General features: G+C 62.8%; 15 protein-coding genes and 1 pseudogene. 13 read left to right on the top strand and 3 right to left on the bottom strand.

All coding sequences use genetic code 11. The annotated features are described in order from the left end of the window. Window positions 1-3: 3 nt before the first annotated feature. From NE850_RS36305 to tssG, 4 genes and pseudogenes are all read left to right on the top strand, one after another. Window positions 4-765, top strand: a pseudogene (locus NE850_RS36305) (DUF6396 domain-containing protein); the annotation flags it as partial. Between the two features lie 149 nt (window positions 766-914). Further along, complete coding sequence (locus NE850_RS36300; RefSeq protein WP_310700160.1) at window positions 915-2,189, top strand: DUF6396 domain-containing protein; 1,275 nt, start codon at window positions 915-917, stop codon at window positions 2,187-2,189. A gap of 93 nt (window positions 2,190-2,282) precedes the next feature. Next, on the top strand, window positions 2,283-2,546 hold the full coding sequence (locus tag NE850_RS36295; RefSeq protein WP_011490773.1) for a PAAR domain-containing protein: 264 nt from the start codon (window positions 2,283-2,285) through the stop codon (window positions 2,544-2,546). A gap of 170 nt (window positions 2,547-2,716) precedes the next feature. Continuing rightward, entirely contained in the window at window positions 2,717-3,742 is a 1,026-nt protein-coding gene (gene tssG, locus NE850_RS36290; protein ID WP_051058905.1) for a type VI secretion system baseplate subunit TssG, read from the top strand. A gap of 170 nt (window positions 3,743-3,912) precedes the next feature. Here tssG and NE850_RS36285 read toward each other — a convergent pair whose 3' ends face one another. Both NE850_RS36285 and NE850_RS36280 read right to left on the bottom strand, forming a co-directional pair. Beyond that, window positions 3,913-5,829, bottom strand: a complete 1,917-nt coding sequence (locus NE850_RS36285) for an FUSC family protein (RefSeq protein WP_007176135.1) — start codon at window positions 5,827-5,829, stop codon at window positions 3,913-3,915. Window positions 5,830-6,144: 315 nt separating this feature from the next. Then, a complete protein-coding gene (locus NE850_RS36280; protein ID WP_197740266.1) occupies window positions 6,145-6,957 on the bottom strand; it encodes a 2OG-Fe(II) oxygenase in 813 nt (270 codons plus the stop codon). 299 nt (window positions 6,958-7,256) lie between these two features. On the opposite strand from NE850_RS36280, the gene NE850_RS36275 reads away from it, so the two are divergent. The 5 genes from NE850_RS36275 to NE850_RS36255 all read left to right on the top strand — a co-directional run bounded on the left by NE850_RS36275 (window position 7,257) and on the right by NE850_RS36255 (window position 12,768). Continuing rightward, the gene (locus NE850_RS36275) at window positions 7,257-8,099 is read left to right on the top strand and encodes a MaoC family dehydratase N-terminal domain-containing protein (protein ID WP_165187778.1); all 843 of its coding nucleotides are present in this window, start codon (window positions 7,257-7,259) and stop codon (window positions 8,097-8,099) included. Window positions 8,100-8,117: 18 nt separating this feature from the next. Continuing rightward, window positions 8,118-9,281 carry an acyl-CoA dehydrogenase family protein gene (locus tag NE850_RS36270; protein WP_007176138.1) on the top strand — a complete coding sequence of 388 codons (1,164 nt, stop codon included), beginning with the start codon at window positions 8,118-8,120 and terminating at the stop codon, window positions 9,279-9,281. 19 nt (window positions 9,282-9,300) lie between these two features. After that, complete coding sequence (locus NE850_RS36265; RefSeq protein ID WP_007176139.1) at window positions 9,301-10,479, top strand: CaiB/BaiF CoA-transferase family protein; 1,179 nt, start codon at window positions 9,301-9,303, stop codon at window positions 10,477-10,479. A 67-nt stretch (window positions 10,480-10,546) separates the two neighbouring features. Continuing rightward, window positions 10,547-11,947: an MmgE/PrpD family protein gene (locus NE850_RS36260; protein WP_007176140.1), complete on the top strand. Its 1,401-nt coding sequence runs from the start codon at window positions 10,547-10,549 to the stop codon at window positions 11,945-11,947. Beyond that, a complete protein-coding gene (locus NE850_RS36255; RefSeq protein WP_007176141.1) occupies window positions 11,944-12,768 on the top strand; it encodes a CoA ester lyase in 825 nt (274 codons plus the stop codon). The genes NE850_RS36260 and NE850_RS36255 overlap by 4 nt, the downstream gene beginning before the upstream one ends. Before the next feature lie 110 nt (window positions 12,769-12,878). Here the strand turns inward: NE850_RS36255 and NE850_RS36250 are convergent, their stop codons facing one another. Next, window positions 12,879-13,331 (bottom strand): response regulator, encoded by a 453-nt coding sequence (locus NE850_RS36250; RefSeq protein ID WP_232292816.1) that lies wholly within the window; start codon window positions 13,329-13,331, stop codon window positions 12,879-12,881. Window positions 13,332-13,552: 221 nt separating this feature from the next. Here NE850_RS36250 and NE850_RS36245 point away from each other — a divergent pair, with 221 nt between their 5' ends. The 4 genes from NE850_RS36245 (at window position 13,553) to NE850_RS36230 (ending at window position 18,910) form a co-directional block, all read left to right on the top strand. After that, entirely contained in the window at window positions 13,553-14,440 is an 888-nt protein-coding gene (locus NE850_RS36245; protein ID WP_007176143.1) for a LysR family transcriptional regulator, read from the top strand. Window positions 14,441-14,779: 339 nt separating this feature from the next. Continuing rightward, window positions 14,780-16,279 (top strand): aldehyde dehydrogenase family protein, encoded by a 1,500-nt coding sequence (locus tag NE850_RS36240; RefSeq protein ID WP_007176144.1) that lies wholly within the window; start codon window positions 14,780-14,782, stop codon window positions 16,277-16,279. Window positions 16,280-16,418: 139 nt separating this feature from the next. After that, window positions 16,419-17,591 (top strand): FAD-binding oxidoreductase, encoded by a 1,173-nt coding sequence (locus NE850_RS36235; RefSeq protein WP_035516422.1) that lies wholly within the window; start codon window positions 16,419-16,421, stop codon window positions 17,589-17,591. 122 nt (window positions 17,592-17,713) lie between these two features. Next, window positions 17,714-18,910 carry a PLP-dependent aminotransferase family protein gene (locus NE850_RS36230; protein ID WP_007176146.1) on the top strand — a complete coding sequence of 399 codons (1,197 nt, stop codon included), beginning with the start codon at window positions 17,714-17,716 and terminating at the stop codon, window positions 18,908-18,910. Window positions 18,911-19,238 lie beyond the last annotated feature (328 nt).

The following is a 19,238-nucleotide window of genomic DNA, read 5'->3' as shown; positions in this document are numbered from 1 at the left end:
CTCAACGGGTTCTGGGCTAATGTTCCCGTTGCGACGAAGATGCTGGAATGTGCTGTTGCCCAAGGCTATGGCGACGCTGCGTATGAGTTGGCGTTTCTCTATGCTGATCCCGGAACGCCTGAAGCTAAGTTTCGCGCACTGAAACTGCTTCAGGAGGGTGCAAAGCTGGGTAGTGCAAAGTGTGCGGATAAATTGTCTGTTCAATTTAATGGCTTCGAATTGGCAAACGGTGGGAGTCTGGTCGGTCATGTCGATGAAGCCCGTGCAGATCGCTACAGCAAAGTCGGCGATATCCTCAAGTGGTACGAAGGCACCCTGAAGCTCCCCAACCTCGACAAGGTATTACCTCTTCCTCCGGCAGCATTGCCGAAATGGGACGGCGACGTGAAAACACTGATCGATGCCGCCAAGGCCGTTACTCCACCGCCACCAACATCTCCAGCACACCCTTCACAGTCCGAACCTCACGCGGCTCTGACGAAAGCCGGGTTGCTGCGACAACTCGCGGACCGACCCGAACCATTGCGCTGCAATGGTGGGCTCAAATGTCCGCAGTCTGGCATATGGGAGGCTCGCGTGGCCACAGCGCATCCGCTTGCCGCACTTTATAACCGATGGGACCGGCAAGCGTTCGTCGAGAAAGAGGCCAGCTTTCCCGATCCGCGACAGCAGCATCTGGACATATCGGCTCACGACGTTCGCTGGACCTGGCTGGGCAGTCCCAATCGGTTGCGCGTAGCGGATGTGTATGACATTGCATTGTAGGACTTGTTTTGTGTTTGTCGCGTCGCGAGAAAGAGTGGCACGTCAGGGTATCGCTGCCGCTCTCTATCGGGAGTTTTCCTGCCATCTGAAAAAGGAGAGGGAGAAGTTTTTTGCGACGTATCGGCACAGTTGGTAGAAAGGGATTGCCAATGAAATTAGAAAGATGCTTAAGCCACACTTGCATGAAATTTGCACGCGTTCGATATCTGTTCGGTTTGTGGCTTCTTTTCGTCGTGGCACAAACCGCCCTTGCCGAATCCCCAATTCGCCAGTTGATGACTGCCATGTCCAGTTCCGATTTGCCCCGTTATACGAAACTGCCGCTGTTTGCTCCACATCGGAAGGATTTCACGTGTGTGTATCAGGAACAGCATCTGCCGCCTGTCGATCCGCAGGCCGAACTGTGGTTCCAGCAGGCACTCGCATCGGAACTTGATCCCAACGTCTATTGGGAGGACAAGGACTGGAGAAAGATTTACCAGCTTTACTTGCAGGCTGCGGAACGTAACCACTGGAAAGCGATGCTCAACCTCGCCGCATTGATATTGAGCGGTTACCCGGTTCCCGTGAGGGACCCTGAGACGGCGATCCGCTGGGTGGAGAAAGCGATGCAACTTGGGGTGCCCGATGCCTGGGACACGATGGGTGTCTATCACATGAAGGGCATCGTCAAGGGCGGAGACGCTACGAGCGCGTACGCGTTTTTCCAGAAAGCGGCGGACATGGGTAGCCCGTCGGCTCAATCATTCCTGGGTGCGGCGCTTGACGCCGGTTGGGACAATCCGGGCAACGGGTTCTGGGCCAATGTTCCCGTTGCGACGAAGATGCTGGAATGTTCGCTGGCGCAAGGTTACGGTGATGCGGCGGATGAACTGGAATTTATTTATGCCGCAGACGGAACGCCGGAAGCCAAGCTTCGCGCGCTGAAGGTTCTACATGAAGGGGTAAAGCTCGGAAGTGAAAAATGCGCAAGCTTTCTTAGCACTCAGTTGGATGGCCTGGATCTGAGCAATGGCGGGAGTGTTACGGGTCATGTCGATAAAGCACGGGCTGAACGCTACGGGAAAATCAGCGACATCCTCGCGTGGTACGAAGGCACCCTGAAGCTCCCCAACCTCGACAAGGTATTACCTCTTCCTCCGGCAGCATTGCCGAAATGGGACGGCGACGTGCAAACACTGATCGACGCCGCCAAGGCCGTTACTCCACCGCCACCAACATCTCCAGCACACTCGCCACAGTCCGAACCTCACGCGGCTCTAACGAAAACCGGGCTACCGCCACAACCCGCGGCCCGCCCCCAACCAATGCGCTGCGACAGCGGGCGCAAATGCTCAGAGTCCGGCATACGGGAGGCGCGTGTGGCCATCAGGCATCCGCATGCCCCACTTCACAACCGCTTGGACCGGCATGCATTCGCTTGACGTAGCAGCGCAGCCCCAATCAGCTACGCGTACCGCGCTGCCCACAACACCGTATCGCACGACATATTCGCCCTTTCCCCGTCGAGATAAAGAATGACACGTCAGATTATCGTCACCGGTGACACATTGGCCCCCTTCGGTGGAGAAGTTATCGAAGGCTCAGAGATGGACAACATCGACGGTCGCAAGATTGCCCGCAAGAGCGACAGGGTGTATTGCGCAGAACACGGCGTGAATCCGATTGCCGAGGGAGACGACTCGACACTTGTCGACGACAGACCCGTAGCGCTCGAAGGGCATCGCGCATCGTGTGGCTGCACATTAGTGAGCCGGCAGCAAACATTATCGGTGGCGTGACGAAAACACGTACCCGTACTAACCAAAGGAAGGCAGCGCTTACACAGCAGAGCCGCCAGGCCACCTACGGCTCCAACCCGATCTCCCGCATCAAGAGTTTTTCCGGGCCGCTCACGCAGCCCCTTTTCCGACGAGGTGTGTTGGTGAAACGAGCGGCCCCCAATGTTGCAATGTCAGTCAACCTGCTCGATGACCTGGTGGCCACCCCGTGGCGACATGGTTTCATCGCGCTCATGCGCCGCATCAATGCGGACCCCGCCATCGCTCCGGTCGGCACCGCACTGCTGCCGTACGCGGAACCGTTCCGCATCGGCCAGAAGCCGAGTCTCGTCTTCGCGCCGAGTGAAGTTGCCGAAGCCAGGATCAAGGACAACAGGTTGCATATCCGGCTTCATAGCTTGGGGATGCTGGGTCCGAACGGGCCATTGCCAATTCACGTTACAGAGATCGCCCGCGAGCGCGAAGCGCTGCGAGGTGACACGACGCTGAGCAATTTCCTCGACGTCTTTCATCACCGCTCGCTCGCGCTCCTGTACCGCGCGTGGGCCTCGGCGCAGGCGGCCGCCAGCCTCGACCGGCCGGATCACGACCGCTTCTCGTTCTACGTCGGCTGTGTTTCCGGCACGTCGCCGCGACGCGACCGCACCGTGAGGTTGCCCTCGCATGCACGCCTCGCGTCGGGAGTGCATCTGGTGCACGAGGCCCGCAACCCGGACGCGCTCGCCATGACGGTTGCGCACCGCTTCGGCGTGCCCGCGCGCATCGACGAATGGTCGCTGCACTGGACCGTGCTGCCGCCGAAGCTTCAATGCAGGGCAGGGGAGGAGCGCATGTCCGCCATCCTGGGAGGCGGTGCGGTGCTGGGCGAGCAGGTGCCCGGCAAGATGCACCGTTTCTGCCTCGTGCTCGGACCGCTCGACATCGAGACATACCACCGCCTGACGCCACGCGGCGCGGATTTGCTGCGGCTTGTCGCGCTGGTACGGGCACACATGGGCCTGGAGTACGAGTGGCTGCTGGAACTGCAGATCAGGCCGCAAGATGCGACCTGTGCGAGCTTGGGTGACCACCAGCAGCTCGGCTGGTCGGGGTGGCTCGGGGAGTCGCCTGCGGGCGAGCCGGTCGTGGGCATGCGCTTCGAACCCGAACTGTACGTAAAGCAGCTTGTGCGGAACATGAAGCAGGTTCAACGATAAACATGAAGGCTCTCAATGAACCGTGCGCACAACTCGCGTCGCTGATTCCAGCATTTGAGGAAGAGCGCCTCGCTCCCGACCGCCTGGTATTGATCCCACCAGGGAGGAAAGCTAAGCAAAAAGAACTTCATCCGCATCGCCGATGATCTTCACGCCCGGCCACTGCGTCCCTACACACTCCGCCCCCTCAGCGCCCAATTAAACACGCGCCGCGCATCCGAAACCGGCTGCGTCAACCGGTCGAACAACTGCGCGACCGCGCCATCCAGTTGAGCGAGTGCCGGCGCCTTATGCACATCGATATCAGCGGCAATCGTCACAGAAGCACGCTCATCGGACCCGCCACCCGCAGCACGCGCCACGCCGTTATAGCGCGCAATCAATGAATCGAGCCGCGCCACGATCGACTCGATATGCGCCGCGCCGACCTCGGCCGCATTGAGCGCCGTCTCTTCGCGCAACCCGCCGCGCCGCGCGGAATCACTCAACACCCGCGCCCAATGCAGACAACACAGCAGCGAACCGGTCGCCAGCTCGACATCGGGATTCCACACCACCACACGCTGCGTCTGCAGCGGCCGCAGCGCGATGCGCAGATCGTGCCAACTGCGATCGAGCTTGCGCATCGCCGGAACCGCATCAGCCGCCAGCGCTCCCGATCCGGTGAGCCGCACCATTTCACGCAGCGCGCCCAATACCGAAGCCAGCCTCGTCTCGACATGCCGCGTCGCGGCAAGCGGCATCATGAGGATCGCGACCGCGAACGACACGACACAACCCACCAGCACTTCCTCAATTCGCAATTCGACCAGCGGTCCCATCGCGAACCCCAACTCGCCGTAGACCAACCCGACGAGTACGGTAATAAAAAACACCCCCGGCGCGTACGCGTTCAGAATGAAGTAAGCCCAGCCGAACACGCACAGCAGCATCGCGGCGACCAGCAGAACCGGCGAGTCCTGCAGCGGCGCAACCAGCGACACGCTGACGAGCGCGCCACCCAGCGTCCCCACGAGGCGCTGCGCGCCGCGATACACCGTATCGGCGCGCGACCGCGTGCCGAGGAACACGACGAATGTGGTAATGACCGCCCAGAACCAGCGCTCCGGCGAAAGCGAGTGACCGATCAGCATGGCGAGCAACGCAGCGGTCGTGGCGCGCGTGGCGGGGAGCCAGCAAAGCTTGCTGTGCAAATCGGCAAAGCGCTGCGATGCAGTCAGCGCGACCGCACCGCCGGCCGGAGCAAACGAAGCGCGGCGCGCGTCGTTATCTCGATGCGCCGTCTGCCTGAGCCGCGCAATCGCGTGACGCAATACGCGAGCGTTCGCCTCGACGCCGCCGTCCGCGTGCCCCGATGCAAACGCATACTGCCCGGCCGCCACTTCCACTTCGACGATCCGTTCACGAATCGTTTCGGCATCGGACGGATTGAGCAGCGCCAATTGTTCTTCGAGCGAGAGCGCGGCTTCGTTCAACGCGGAGAGATGCGCCGCCACCGCAGCGTGAAGTACGCGCGCAGCGCGCAGCGTCACCGTGTGAACCGCCAGGCGCAAGCTCTTCGCGGCCCGCATCGGCACGATCACGCGGCCCACCAGCGCGACCATCAACGGGCCGAACGCGGACAGCAGGAGCGACTGCACGAGATGCGTCGTCGAAGGATGCAGATACAGGCCGAGGTAAAAACACACCACGCCGAGCATCGCACAACCCAATGCACGCGGACCGCAAGCCTGACACAGCATGCCGACGAACATCACGACGAGGAAGCCGGCATCGCCGGCCAGCGGATACCGGCTCAGCACGCTCGCCGCAGCGAAGCACGCGCACGCACACAGATAGAGGCAGACGAGCGTACCGAACCACGCGGGCCGCCGCGCATCGCGCACGAACAGCGGCGCGACCATCGCAAAGAGGATGCCGGGGGCGGCGAGCGTGATGGGGTGATGCCGGGAGGCGGTCCACGCGATGCTGGCCACGCCGGTGAGCAGGCAGGCGAGCGCAACGCGCAGCGCGGTATGAAGACGTACGAGCCCCGGGTCCGCGGCAAGCAGGCGGTCGGCGACGCGCGAAAACGCGGCAGCAATCATGATCGATGATGTCCAGGCTAAATAGCCGCCACCGGCTTTTGGCCGATTGCGACAAGGCGGGCGCGCGGGCCCGCCAACTTCGTATCGCCGGACTGGGTCGCCATGCCGGGATCACCGGCCAGCAGCCCCGCCCGACGACGGGCGATAGCACCCGAACGGACACACCGGAACGCGCTGCAAAGGGTGGCGCAGCGCATCCGGCGGATTCGGGTTTTCCCGGATGATACCTGGTCAAAATTACGATTGTCGAGTTTTTGCGGCGGTGCAGCAGGGTTCGGCGCGCCCCGCGCCAAGCCAGGCTAGCCCGAAGCCGCGTCAGGTCGCGTCGTGGAAGATCACCCCGAGCGTATGCCGCTGGCCGGAGCGCAGGCGGCTCACGCCATGCCGCAAATTGACCCGGTACGGGCCGCGCGTCCCTTGTACCGGACGGTGATGGACGGCGAACACCACCGCGTCGCCCTTGCCGAGCGGCACCACTTCCGTGCGCGATTGCATTCGCGGACGCTGCTCCGTCATGACGAATTCGCCGCCGGTGAAGTCCGCGCCGGGCTCGGACAGCAGAATCGCGACCTGGAGCGGAAAGACGTGTTCGCCGTAGAGATCCTGATGCAGGCAGTTGTAGTCATCGATCGCGTATTGAAGCATGAGCGGCGTGGGGCGCGTCTGGCCGGCGGCGTGGCAGCGCTCGATAAATTCCGCATGCGTAGCCGGATAGCGGACGTCGATATCCATCACCTCGTTCCAGCGATTCGCCACGGGCGCGAGGCTCGGATAAAGCGTGGTACGCAACTCCGCAACCAACGGCGGCAGCGGATAGGCAAAGTACTTGTACTCGCCGCGGCCAAAACCATGCCGCGCCATCACGACGCGGCTGCGGAACAATGATTCGCGCGGATAGAGCGCGGTCAGCGCGTCGCATTCCCCGGCGCTGAGCAGGTTGTGCAGCATTGCGCTGCCATACGCGTTCAATCCTTGCTGGACATCGAACCAGTCGATCGCCCCGACCCGCTGCGCGAGCGAACCGTCCGCCTGCGCGGCACCGCCTTTGCTACCCGGCTTCCGGGTCGCACCGGCTCCGAACTCCAATTCCAGCGAGTGCGATTGTTGACCCTTCGCAATCGTATCCATAAACCCTCTCCATCACGCCATGAGCAGAACGATGATCGAGTGTAAGCACACGCGTTCCGTCACGCACTCCGACTCTTGCTCTTCAATTCTGCGCTGTTCGCAGTCGTTGCTCTGACAACGGGTGCATTATGTTCAGAACGATGCAGCCCCAGCGCAGGACGTCGCGTCAGCCACGCGGTCATCCGGCGGGCCTTAAGCAAATCCAAATGCCCGCTTAGGAAATGCGAACTTCGCGGGACGTGCTGCCTCGTTCATAGTAAGGCCCTATTAAGCTCAATGCGTATCTGGAGACTTTGCCCATGTCTGCTGCCCCGCAGAAACTCGACGACTGGCTCAACAAGCAGGCGGTAGCGAAAGACGACATCACGGCCTTTCCGCTGGCGGCGATGGCCGCCACGCTCGATCGCGAAGAAAACGGCGGCACGGTGCCGCCGCTCTGGCACTGGCTGTACTTTCTGCCCATAGCGCCAATGTCCGAAGTCGGCCCGGACGGCCATCCGAAGCGCGGCGGTTTTCTGCCGCCCGTTCCGCTGCCGCGCCGCATGTGGGCCGGCGGCCGGTTGACGTTCCACGCACCGCTGAAAGTGGGCGAGCGCGCCACGCGCACTTCGACCATCGCCAATATCGAGGACAAGACCGGCCGATCCGGCCGTCTCGTGTTCGTCACGGTGCAGCACACCATTGAAGCCGGCGGAGAGCTGAAGCTCGAAGAAGAACACGACATCGTCTATCGCGACGCGCCGCACGAGGGCGCGCGGCCGCCGCAGCCGCAACTCGCGCCGGAAGGCGAAGTGTGGCGCCGCACGATCGACCCCGACCCCGTCATGCTGTTCCGCTACTCGGCGCTGACCTTCAACGGCCACCGCATTCATTACGACTACCCATACGTCACGCAGGTGGAAGGCTATCCGGGTCTGGTCGTTCATGGTCCGTTGATTGCAACGCTGCTGGTCGATCTGGTGCGCCGCGAACAGCCGGACGCCACGCTGCAGAGTTTCGCCTTCAAGGCGGTGCGTCCGACATTCGCGGGCCAGGCGTTCACGGTGTGCGGCAAGCCTTCCGCCGACGGCAAGGTCATCGATCTGTGGGCCAAGGACCACGAGGGCTATCTGACCATGCGCGCCACGGCCGCGCTTGCCTGAACTCCAAGAGATTCGACCATGCAAACCACGCAACAGGATTCCTTCCAGGACATTCGCGAAGCCGTACGCGATCTGTGCCAGCAGTTTTCCGGCGAGTACTTCCGCAAGATCGACGAAGCACGCGGCTATCCGGAAGCATTCGTCGATGCGCTCACCAAGGCCGGCTGGCTGGCCGCGCTGATTCCGCAGGACTTCGGCGGTTCGGGGCTGGGACTGACGGAAGCGTCGGTCATCATGGAGGAAATCAATCGTGCGGGCGGCAACTCGGGCGCGTGCCACGGTCAGATGTACAACATGGGCACGCTGTTGCGTCACGGCTCCGAAGAGCAGAAGCAAAAGTATCTGCCGAAGATCGCATGCGGCGACTTGCGCCTGCAATCGATGGGCGTAACCGAGCCGTCCACCGGCACGGACACCACGAAGATCAAGACCACTGCCGAGCGGCGCGGCGACCGCTATGTGATCAACGGCCAGAAGGTGTGGATCTCGCGCGTACAGCATTCGGATCTGATGATTCTGCTCGCGCGCACCACGCCGCTTGCGGATGTGAAAAAGAAATCGGAAGGCATGTCGATCTTTATCGTCGATCTGCATGAAGCGATCGGCCACGGCATGACCGTGCAGCCGATTCTGAACATGGTCAATCACGAGACCAACGAACTGTTTTTCGACAACCTCGAAATCCCCGCCGAGAATCTGATCGGCGAAGAAGGGCAGGGCTTCAGATACATTCTCGACGGCTTGAATGCGGAGCGCACGCTGATCGCAGCCGAATGTATCGGCGACGGTTACTGGTTCGTCGACAAAGTGACTGAGTACGCGAAAGAGCGCATCGTATTCGGTCGCCCGATCGGCCAGAATCAGGGTGTGCAGTTTCCCATCGCGCGTTCGTTTATCAACGTCGAGGCGGCCAGCCTGATGCGATTCGAGGCGGCACGCCGTTTCGACGCGCATCAACCGTGCGGCGCGCAGGCGAACATGGCGAAGCTGCTCGCGGCCGACGCATCATGGGAAGCGGCCAACGCGTGTCTGCAATTCCACGGCGGTTTCGGCTTTGCCTGCGAGTACGACGTCGAGCGCAAATTCCGCGAGACGCGTCTTTACCAGGTCGCACCGATTTCCACCAATCTGATTCTTTCGTACGTGGCCGAGCATATTCTCGGGCTGCCGCGTTCGTTCTGACCTGCGGGCGGAAACACTCATGAGACCACTCGACGGTATCAAGGTCGTCACGCTCGAACACGCGATCGCCGCGCCGTTCTGTACGCGTCAACTCGCGGATCTCGGCGCGCGGGTGATCAAGATCGAGCGCCCTGGCGTCGGCGACTTCGCGCGCGGCTACGACGAGCGCGTGCATGGACTGTCGTCGCATTTCGTCTGGACCAATCGTTCGAAGGAAAGCCTCTCGCTCGATCTGAAGCAGCCTGCCGCAGCGGAGATTCTCGACGCCCTGGTCGCCGACGCGGACGTGCTGGTGCAGAACCTCGCTCCCGGCGCTGCGGATCGGCTTGGTCTCGGTTACGACACCTTGAGCAAGAAGTATCCAAGGCTGATCGTTTGCGATATTTCCGGCTATGGTGCCGACGGCCCGTACCGCGACAAGAAAGCCTACGACCTGCTGATCCAGAGCGAATCCGGTTTCCTGTCGATCACCGGTTCGCCGGGCCAGCCGGCCAAGGCCGGATGTTCGATTGCGGATATTGCGGCCGGCATGTACGCGTATTCCAACATTCTGAGCGCGCTGCTGTTGCGCGGGCGCACGGGGCACGGTTGCCGCATCGACGTGTCGATGCTGGAGAGCATGGTGGAGTGGATGGGTTATCCGCTCTATTACGCGATCGACGGTCAGGCGCCGCCCGCGCTCTCCGGCGCGGCGCACGCCACGATCTATCCGTACGGACCGTTCCCCGCCGGCGACGGCAAGACGGTGATGCTCGGTTTGCAAAACGAACGCGAATGGAAGCTCTTTTGCGAGCGCGTGTTGAAGCAGCCGGAACTCGCCATGGACGAGCGCTTTGCATCGAATTCGAAGCGCACGTTGGCGCGTGAAGCATTGCGCGAGGTGATCGTCGCGGCCTTCGCGAAGCTGAGCGCGGCGCAGGTTATCGAACGGCTCGATGACGCCGGCATCGCCAACGCACAGATGAATACGCTCGCCGATGTGTGGGCGCACCCGCAATTGAAGGCGCGCGAGCGCTGGCATGAAGTGGGCACGGCGGCGGGCGTGGTGCCGGCGTTGCTGCCGCCAGGCATGCCAGCGGATTTCGAGCCGCGCATGGATCCCGTCCCCGCGCTCGGAGAGCACACCGACGCCATCCTGCGCGAACTCGGCTACGACAGCGCGCGTATCGACGCGTTGCGTGCCGCCGGCGCGATCTGAAATTCCCCGTTCCAGCAGGCAAATAACGCCACGCCGGCGACCTGAACGAATACGACGCGACATCATCATGAACGATCATCCCAGTCTGACGCTTGCCACCTTCGCCGCTCAACTCGACTTCGACAGCATTCCGCCTGCGGTGGTCGAGCGCACCGTCAACCTTTATGTCGACTGGCTCGGCTCGGCGTTGGCCGGCAAAGGCGCGCGGCCGGTCGAAACCATTGCGCGGTTCGCGCGCCAGGCCGGCGGTGCGTCGAAGGACGGCGCCTGCGAAGTGTTGATCGACCGCAGCCGCACCACGCCGTATTTCGCGGCCATGATCAACGGCGCGGCGTCGCATTTCGCCGAACAGGACGACGTGCACAATGGCTCGGTGTTTCATCCCGCGACGGTCGTGTTTCCGGTGGCACTCGCGCTGGCGCAAGCCCGTCGCGCGTCGGGCCGCGACCTGATCGCGGCGGCGGTGGCGGGCTATGAAGTCGGCATCCGCATCGGCGAGTTTCTTGGGCGCTCGCACTACAAGGTGTTTCACACCACGGGCACGGCGGGCACGGTGGCGGCGGCTGCCACGGCGGGACGGCTGCTCGGTCTGTCGCCCACGCAGATGCTCGACGCGTTCGGCTCGGCGGGCACGCAGGCAAGCGGCTTGTGGGAGTTTCTGCGCGACGCCGCCGACTCGAAGCAACTGCACACGGCAATGGCCGCCGCCAACGGGCTGATGGCCGCGCAACTCGCCGCCGACGGCTTCAAGGGCGCGACGCATATTCTCGAAGGCGCGCAGGGCATGGCCGCGGGCATGTCGAGCGACGCCGATCCCGCGCGTCTCGTCGACCGCCTGGGCAGCCGGTGGGCGACGGCGGAGACGTCGTTCAAGTATCACGCGGCGTGCCGCCATACGCACCCCGCCGCCGACGCGTTGCTCGCCGCGGTGCAGGAGCACCGTCTCGCACCGCGCGACATAGCGAAAGTCGTGGCGCACGTGCATCAAGGCGCGCTCGACGTGCTCGGCGCGGTCGTCACGCCGCGCACCGTGCACCAGGCGAAGTTCAACATGGGCACGGTGCTGGGACTCGTCGCGTATCACGGCTATGCGGGCGTGATGGAATTCGAGCAGGGTTTCGACGCGGACGAGATCGCCGCTTTCCGCGCCAACGTCGAGATGGCGTTCGACGCTGAAGTGGACGCCGCCTATCCCGCGCGCTGGATCGGCAAGGTGACGGTCACCACCACCGACGGCCGCACGTTCGCGGGCCGCGTCGACGAACCGAAGGGCGACCCGGGCAATACGCTGTCACGCGATGAGATCGCCACCAAGCTGCATCGGCTGGCGGCGTTTTCGGGCGCGGCCACGGAAGGCGAGGCCGAGCGATTGCTCGGCAAAGCGTGGCGGATCGCGGAGCAATCGCAGGTCGGGTCAGTGTTCGAAGCACAGTCCGACGCGGAGTCCAACGCGGCGGCGGCCGCATGAGCGCCGCGCTGCCGCGCTCCTACCTGTTCGTGCCGGGCAATCGTCCTGAGCGCTTCGAAAAAGCGCACGCTGCCGGCGCCGACGCGGTGATTCTCGATCTCGAAGACGCCGTGCCGCCCGACGAAAAACCGGCGGCTCGCGCGGCGGTGCTGGCCGCTGTATCGGGCGATGCAACGGGGCCTACAGCGCGGCCCGCGTGGGTGCGCATCAACGGCGCGGACACCTCGTGGTTCAACGAAGATATCGCAGCGCTGGCCGGCCACGCCGGCGTCGCCGGCATCGTGCTGCCCAAAGCGGAGACGCGCGAGCAGATCGAAGCCGTGCTGGCGCTCGCACATTCCGCGTCGAGCGTGTTGCCGATCGTCGAAACCGCGCGCGGATTTGCGAACCTCGCGGTGTTGTGCGCCGCGAAGCGCGTGCAGCGTATTGTGTTCGGCACACTGGATTTTCAGATCGATCTCGGTATCGATGGCGACGGCGAGGAACTGCATCTGTTCCGCTCGCAGATCGTGCTGGCGTCGCGGCTTGCCGGGATCGGTGCGCCGGTGGACGGCGTGTCGACCACCATCACCGATACCGATGCCATCGAGGCCGAGGCGCGCCGCGGCCGGCGCTTCGGCTTCGGCGGCAAGCTGTGCATTCATCCCCGGCAGATCGATGCGGTGCATCGCGCTTACGCATGGAGCGAAGCGGACAAGGCATGGGCGCAACGCGTGCTGGCCGCGGTGGAAACGAGCCAGGGCGCGGCCGTGGCGGTGGACGGCAAGATGGTCGATATGCCGGTGATTCTGAAGGCGCGACGGATCGCGGCGGGCGCCTAACCGCACCTTCGTGCCGCACGGCTGCGTGCGCTTGCCTGTCGTCTGCCCCTCTTTTGTGCGCGAATCGGGTGAGAAGGCGTGACGACGCGGTGCCCGCAGCCAAAGAAAATTCAGCAGACGGCAGGCGTCGCCGCGTCGCTTTCGCATTCGGCCAGCAACGAGAGCAGCTTGTCCAGCGCGAACGGTTTCCTGAGAAAGCCTTTGACGGGAAAGGCGGGCGCCTCGCCGCTGCCGCTCGTCAGAATGACGGGTACGGACGCCAGTTCACTGCGGGCCTGCATCGATTCGATCAACTCGGCGCCGTCCATGTTGGGCATGCGCCAGTCACACACCACGGCGCTTACGCGCGTGCGCTGCAGTCGTTCAAAAGCTTCGGCGCCATCCGCCGCCGTGGCGACCGTGTAACCACGGCCGACCAGCACGGCGCGCAGCGCGGACAATGCCTCGGGTTGGTCGTCGACCAGTAATACGCGACTCATTTTGCTTATGCCTGAAATATCGGTTGCACCGGGCCTCGGGTGTTCATGGCCCAGTCGCGACAGGGGTGCGGGCAAAATCGCCACGCGGTCTCGTCCTGCCGGGTTGCAACTCAAGCAAGGGTCGTGCCTGATGATCCCGGCGCGTGCGATCGTGCATTGCCGCGAGTGAGGAAGCGCCATCTGATGCAGGGAGTCGCGGGCAAGACCGGCGGCTCTGCCGAAACCGTCTAGTGCTTCTTTCGTGCCCGGTTAAGATTGGCCTTTGTCTTGTGAGCGCCGACGGCGCTTCAACTCAGGCCTTCACCATGCATTTCGATTTCGTGGATTTGCGTTTACTGCTCAATATCGCCGATACGCAGAACCTCGCTCGCGCGGCGGAGCGTTCGCATCTGTCGGCGCCGGCGGCGAGCAACCGGGTCAAGAATCTCGAAGAACAATTGGGTTTCAAGCTGCTTTACCGCACCAGCCAGGGCGTGACGCTGACGCCCGCGGGCGAAGCCTTCGTGCATCACGCGCGGCTCGTGCTCGAACGGGTCGAGCATCTTGCCGGCGACATGCAGGAGTACGGCGAAGGCATCAAGGGACACGTGCGCATCTGGGCCAATACCACCGCGATCAGCGAGTTCATGCCGGCCGTGCTGAGCCATTTTCTGCGCGATCATCCGGACGTCAATATCGATCTGCGTGAAGTGCTGAGCGGCGAAATCGTCAAAGGCGTGGCGGATAGCGCGACGGATATCGGCATTGTGGCGGGCAATGTGCATGCGGAACATCTGGAAATGCTGCCGTATCGCGACGACCGACTCGTGCTGGTCACGTCGCGCGATCATCCGTTGGCGCGGCAGGCGTCGGTCGATTTCTCGCAGGTGCTTGCGGCCAATTTCGTGAGCTTGCCCACCTCCAGCGCGATCCACGCGTTCATCATGAGTGCCGCCGATGCGCTCGGCGCGCGTCTGAAACTGCGCATCCAGGTCGGCAATTTCGAAGCCGCCTGCCGGATGATCGAAGCGGGCGTGGGGATCGGCATCGTGCCGGAATCGGTTGCGCGGCGGCACAAGAAGACGATGCAGATCGCCACCGTCGGACTGAACGACCCCTGGGCCGAGCGCAAGCTCAAGATCTGCGTTCGCAGTCTCAAGGATCTGCCGCCGTTCGCGCGCGTGCTGGTGGACAGGTTGATGGCGAGCGTTTGAGTCCGGCGCGGTTGTCGGAATGCCGCGCATTCTCCCGGGGCGCTATTGATCCGGTCGGTCAGGAGGAGTAGGTCACGCGCTTTTTCCTGAGCCGCCAGAGTCAGCCGGCATTTCCAATAAGAAACGAACGCGCTGTAAGCGCCACGCGCCCACTGCTTGGTCCCAAGCTCGCGTGAACACCGCGAGCCATGCATTTGCCGCACACGTTGTTCAAGCTCAGTAAGCCTTCAGGCGTCTTTTACCAGCCGTTGCCGGGCAAATATCCTTGCCGCCATAAAAACCCGCGTGTATAGTTTCCGAACTTACTCTTGTTTCGCATCGGAAATAAAAGGGATTTTCATGGACGCTTCCACCATCCTCGCTGACCTGGGCATCGCCCACGCGGCGCAAGCCGGCGACATCGCGGTTCATTCGCCCATTACCGGCGAACTCATCGGCCGCGTGGCCAGCAACACCGTGGCGGAAGTCGACACGGCCCTCGCTCAGGCGAAAGAGGCGTACACCGCCTGGCGCAACGTTCCGGCGCCGCGCCGCGGCGAACTGGTGCGTCTGCTCGGCAACCGTCTGCGTGAGAAGAAGCAGGCGCTCGGCAGCATCATCACGCTCGAGACCGGCAAGATTCTTCAGGAAGGCATGGGCGAAGTGCAGGAAATGATCGACATCTGCGATTTCGCGGTCGGTCTGTCGCGCCAGTTGTATGGTCTGACGATCGCTTCCGAGCGTCCGGGGCATCGCATGGCGGAGACGTGGCATCCCGTGGGTACTTGCGTCGTGATCTCGGCATTCAATTTTCCGGCTGCGGTGTGGTCGTGGAATGCGGCGCTCGCGCTGGTCTGCGGCAATGCGGTGATCTGGAAGCCGTCGGAAAAGACGCCGCTTACCGCGCTCGCCGTCAATCAGATTCTCAGCGAGGCACTGCAAGAGTTCGGCGACGCGCCGGCCGGCCTCACTGCGTTGATCAACGGCGGCCGCGACGTGGGTGCGAAGCTGGTAGCCGACCCGCGCGCGTCGATTGTCAGCGCCACGGGCAGCACGGAAATGGGCCGCACGGTCGGCGTGGAAGTGGCGAAGCGCTTTGGCCGCTCGCTGCTGGAGCTCGGCGGCAACAACGCGGGCATCGTCACGCAAACGGCGGATCACGAGCTCGCCATGCGCGGCATTCTGTTTTCGGCGGTGGGTACGGCGGGGCAACGTTGCACGTCGCTGCGCCGTTTGTTCGTGCACGAGAGCGTGTACGACAAAACCATCGAACGTTTGAAGCAGCTGTACAGCAAGGTGCCGATCGGCAATCCGCTCGAAAAGGTTACGCTGATGGGGCCGCTGATCGACAAGCAATCGTATGGCCGCATGCAGGAAGCGCTGCAACAGGCTACCGCGGAAGGCGGCAAGGTGTTCGGCGGCGAGCGCGTCGAGGTGAAGGGATATGAAGGCGGCTATTACGTGCGTCCGGCGATTGTCGAAATGTCGTCGCAAACGTCGGTGGTGCTGAAGGAAACGTTCGCACCGATTCTGTACGTGCTGCGCTACACCGATTTCGCCGACGCCGTCGAAGCGAACAATGCGGCGGCGCACGGTCTGTCGTCGTGTGTATTCACAACCGATCTGCGCGAAGCGGAACGCTTCCTGTCCGATTCGGGCAGCGACTGCGGTATCGCGAACGTCAACATCGGGCCGAGCGGCGCGGAAATCGGCGGCGCGTTCGGCGGCGAGAAAGAAACCGGCGGCGGCCGCGAATCGGGTTCGGACGCGTGGAAAGCTTATATGCGCCGCGCTACCAACACGGTCAATTACTCGTCGGCACTCCCGCTCGCGCAGGGTATCGACTTCAATATCGGCTGATACCGTTCGCGTAGTCCGTTCGTTGAGTCCTGATATGCAGCGGTGCATTCACGCGCCGCTGCAGCTTTGCCAAACCTTCTTCAGCAATCCGTTTGCGCCGCCGGCGTCAAGAGCGGCCACGCTATTCGTGGGGTAAGACGTGAGTTCCAAAGTCGTGATCGTCGGCGGTGGGGTGATCGGCAGTTCCATCGCATATTTCTTGCGGCTGTCGGATCCGACAGTCAGCGTCACGGTGATCGAACGCGATCCGACTTATGCGCGTTCCTCGTCGGCATTATCGGCGGCCTCGATCCGTCAGCAATTCTCCACACCGCTGTCCATTCAGATGTCGCTGTTCGGCATCGAGTTTCTGCGCTCGATCGGCGACCGGCTGGAGGTCGACGGCGCCAAACCGTCGATCGATCTGCACGAAGGCGGCTACCTGTTCCTCGCGACGCCGGCTGGCGAGGCCACGCTGCGCGAGAACCACGCGCTGCAAAAAAGTCTCGGCGCCGATATCAGTCTGCTCGACAAAGCCGCGTTGCAAACGCGCTTTCCCTGGCTCAACACGGAAGACCTCGTGGCCGGCGCGTACGGTGAGAGCGGCGAAGGCTGGTTCGACGGCTACGGGCTCGTGCAGGCACTGCGCAAGAAGGCGCAGTCGCTCGGCGCGCGCTACGTCGCCGCCGACGTCACCGCACTGCAGCGCGACGGCAGACGCGTTACCCACGTACAGACCGCGAACGGCGAGACCTATGCCTGCGACGTGGTGGTCAATGCCGCCGGCGCGTGGTCGCGCAAAGTCGCTCAGATGATCGGCATCGACATTCCGGTGCATGCGCGGCGCCGCAGTATTTTCAATGTCACCTCGCCGGGGCAACTCGAACACTGTCCGTTGCTGATCGATCCGAGCGGCGTGTATTTCCGTCCCGAAGGCAAGTCGTTTATCTGCGGCACGTCGCCCTCGGCGGACAACGACCCCGACGATCTGCCGCTCGACGAAGTCGATCACGCGCTATTCGACGACGTGATCTGGCCGACGCTTGCGCACCGCGTGCCGCAATTCGAAGCGCTGCGTGTGCAGAATTGCTGGTCCGGCTACTACGAATACAACGTGCTCGACCAGAACGCGATCATCGGCTATCACCCGGATGTCGATAACTGCATTTTCGCCAACGGTTTTAGCGGACACGGATTGCAGCAAGGGCCCGCAACGGGCCGTGGCATCAGCGAACTGATTCTGCACGGCCGCTACACGACGCTCGATCTGGGCTCGTTGAGCTTCACGCGCGTGCTCGAAAACCGGCCGATCGTGGAGAAAAACGTGGTGTAGCCGCATGCGCCGGGGTGATGCGAAAAACGCAATACGTAGTGCGTAGATATCGTTTGCCGCTCACCCTGACCATGCCCACAATCGACGCCGATCCTCCATCCAGAGATAAGCGGCCCGTCACCATGTTCACGTTCAATCCCGCGTTCGCAGCGCCGACCGGTTCGCCGATCCGCGAGCTCTTCAAGTATCTGGCGCAACCCGGCATGATCTCGTTCGCCGGCGGCTATCCGGCGAGCGATCTGTTCGATCGCGACGGGCTCGACGCCGCGGCGGCACGGGCGTCGCAACACCCCACGCTGTGCCTGCAATACGGTCCCACCGACGGCCTCGTCGTCCTCAAGGAGCAACTCGCGCACTTGATGACACGCCGTGGCACGTCCTGCACGCCGCAGGAATTTCTCGTGACGACCGGCTCGCAGCAGGGCTTCGATCTGCTGCTGCGCGTGATGATTGCGCCCGGCGACGTGGTGCTGGTCGAGCAGCCCGCCTATCCCGCGACCTTGCAGGCGCTCAAGCTGCAGGAGGCCGACGTGGTTACGATTCCCGTCGATCAGAACGGCCTCGACGTCGACGCTCTCGCGGCACTGCTCGAATCGGGCACGCTACGCCGTGCGCCGAAGCTGCTGTACACCGTCCCCACCTTCGCCAATCCGACCGGCGCGACCTTGTCGCTCGACCGCCGCATCGCGTTGCTGAAACTGGCGGCGCGTTACCGCTTTCTGATCGTCGAAGACGATCCCTACGGCGATCTGCGCTTTAGTGGCGCAGCCTTGCCTTCACTGCTTGCCTTGAGCGGGCAGGTGCCGGGTTCACGCGACTGGGTCGTGCATTTCTCCAGTCTGTCGAAGATCGTCGCGCCGGGTTTGCGCGTGGGCTGGATGCTCGCTCACGCGGAGATCCTGCGCCGCTGCGTAATCGCCAAGCAGACGGTCGATCTGTGCAGCTCGCCGTGGACTCAGGCGATTGCCGCGGAGTACCTCGCGAGCGGCGCGCTGGAGCGTCATTTGCCGCGCATCGTCGACGCCTATGCCGTGAAATGCCGCACGCTGTGCGACGCGCTCGAAGCGCAACTGGCGGACCACATTGCGTTTCATCGTCCCGCCGGCGGTATGTTCGTGTGGGCACGATTGAAGGCCGGTCAGAACGCGTCCGATTATCTGCGTGGTTGTATCGAGAGCAATGTGATGTTCGTGCCGGGCGTGGCGTTTTATAAAGACAATATCGATCCGGCTGCACTGCGCCTGTCATTTGCCGCACCCGGCGTGGCCGATATCGAAACGGGCGTACAGAGAATGAAGCAGGCGCTCGAACATTTTTGACAGCGGCTAAGGCGATATTCGCATCGAGCCGGTACGCGCGATGCTGAAATAACCCGGCGAGCATACTCCGTGCAGCCGGGTTTTTTACATGTGTGTTTAATCACGCGGATTTAGCATAAGCTCTTCGGAAGAGTAATGCGATGCGAGGCCGCACGAGGCTGAAGGTATTATTCCCGAGGCATCGGGCGCAGCGCCGCGCGCGTCTACGGATAAGGCTGCACCTGCCCTTGCCGGTTTGACGAATCCAGTCACTGCGTCGAATGCGCGCGGTTCCTAATCTCTTAATCAGATGCAGGTCCGGTTTTTATCAAACTCCGAAGCGTGCCTG

Origin of the sequence: Paraburkholderia sp. USG1 (genome assembly GCF_031570135.1) — a bacterium.
In the GTDB taxonomy this organism is placed as follows: Bacteria; Pseudomonadota; Gammaproteobacteria; order Burkholderiales; family Burkholderiaceae; genus Paraburkholderia; species Paraburkholderia dioscoreae.
This window is presented reverse-complemented; position numbering and strand designations above follow the sequence as displayed.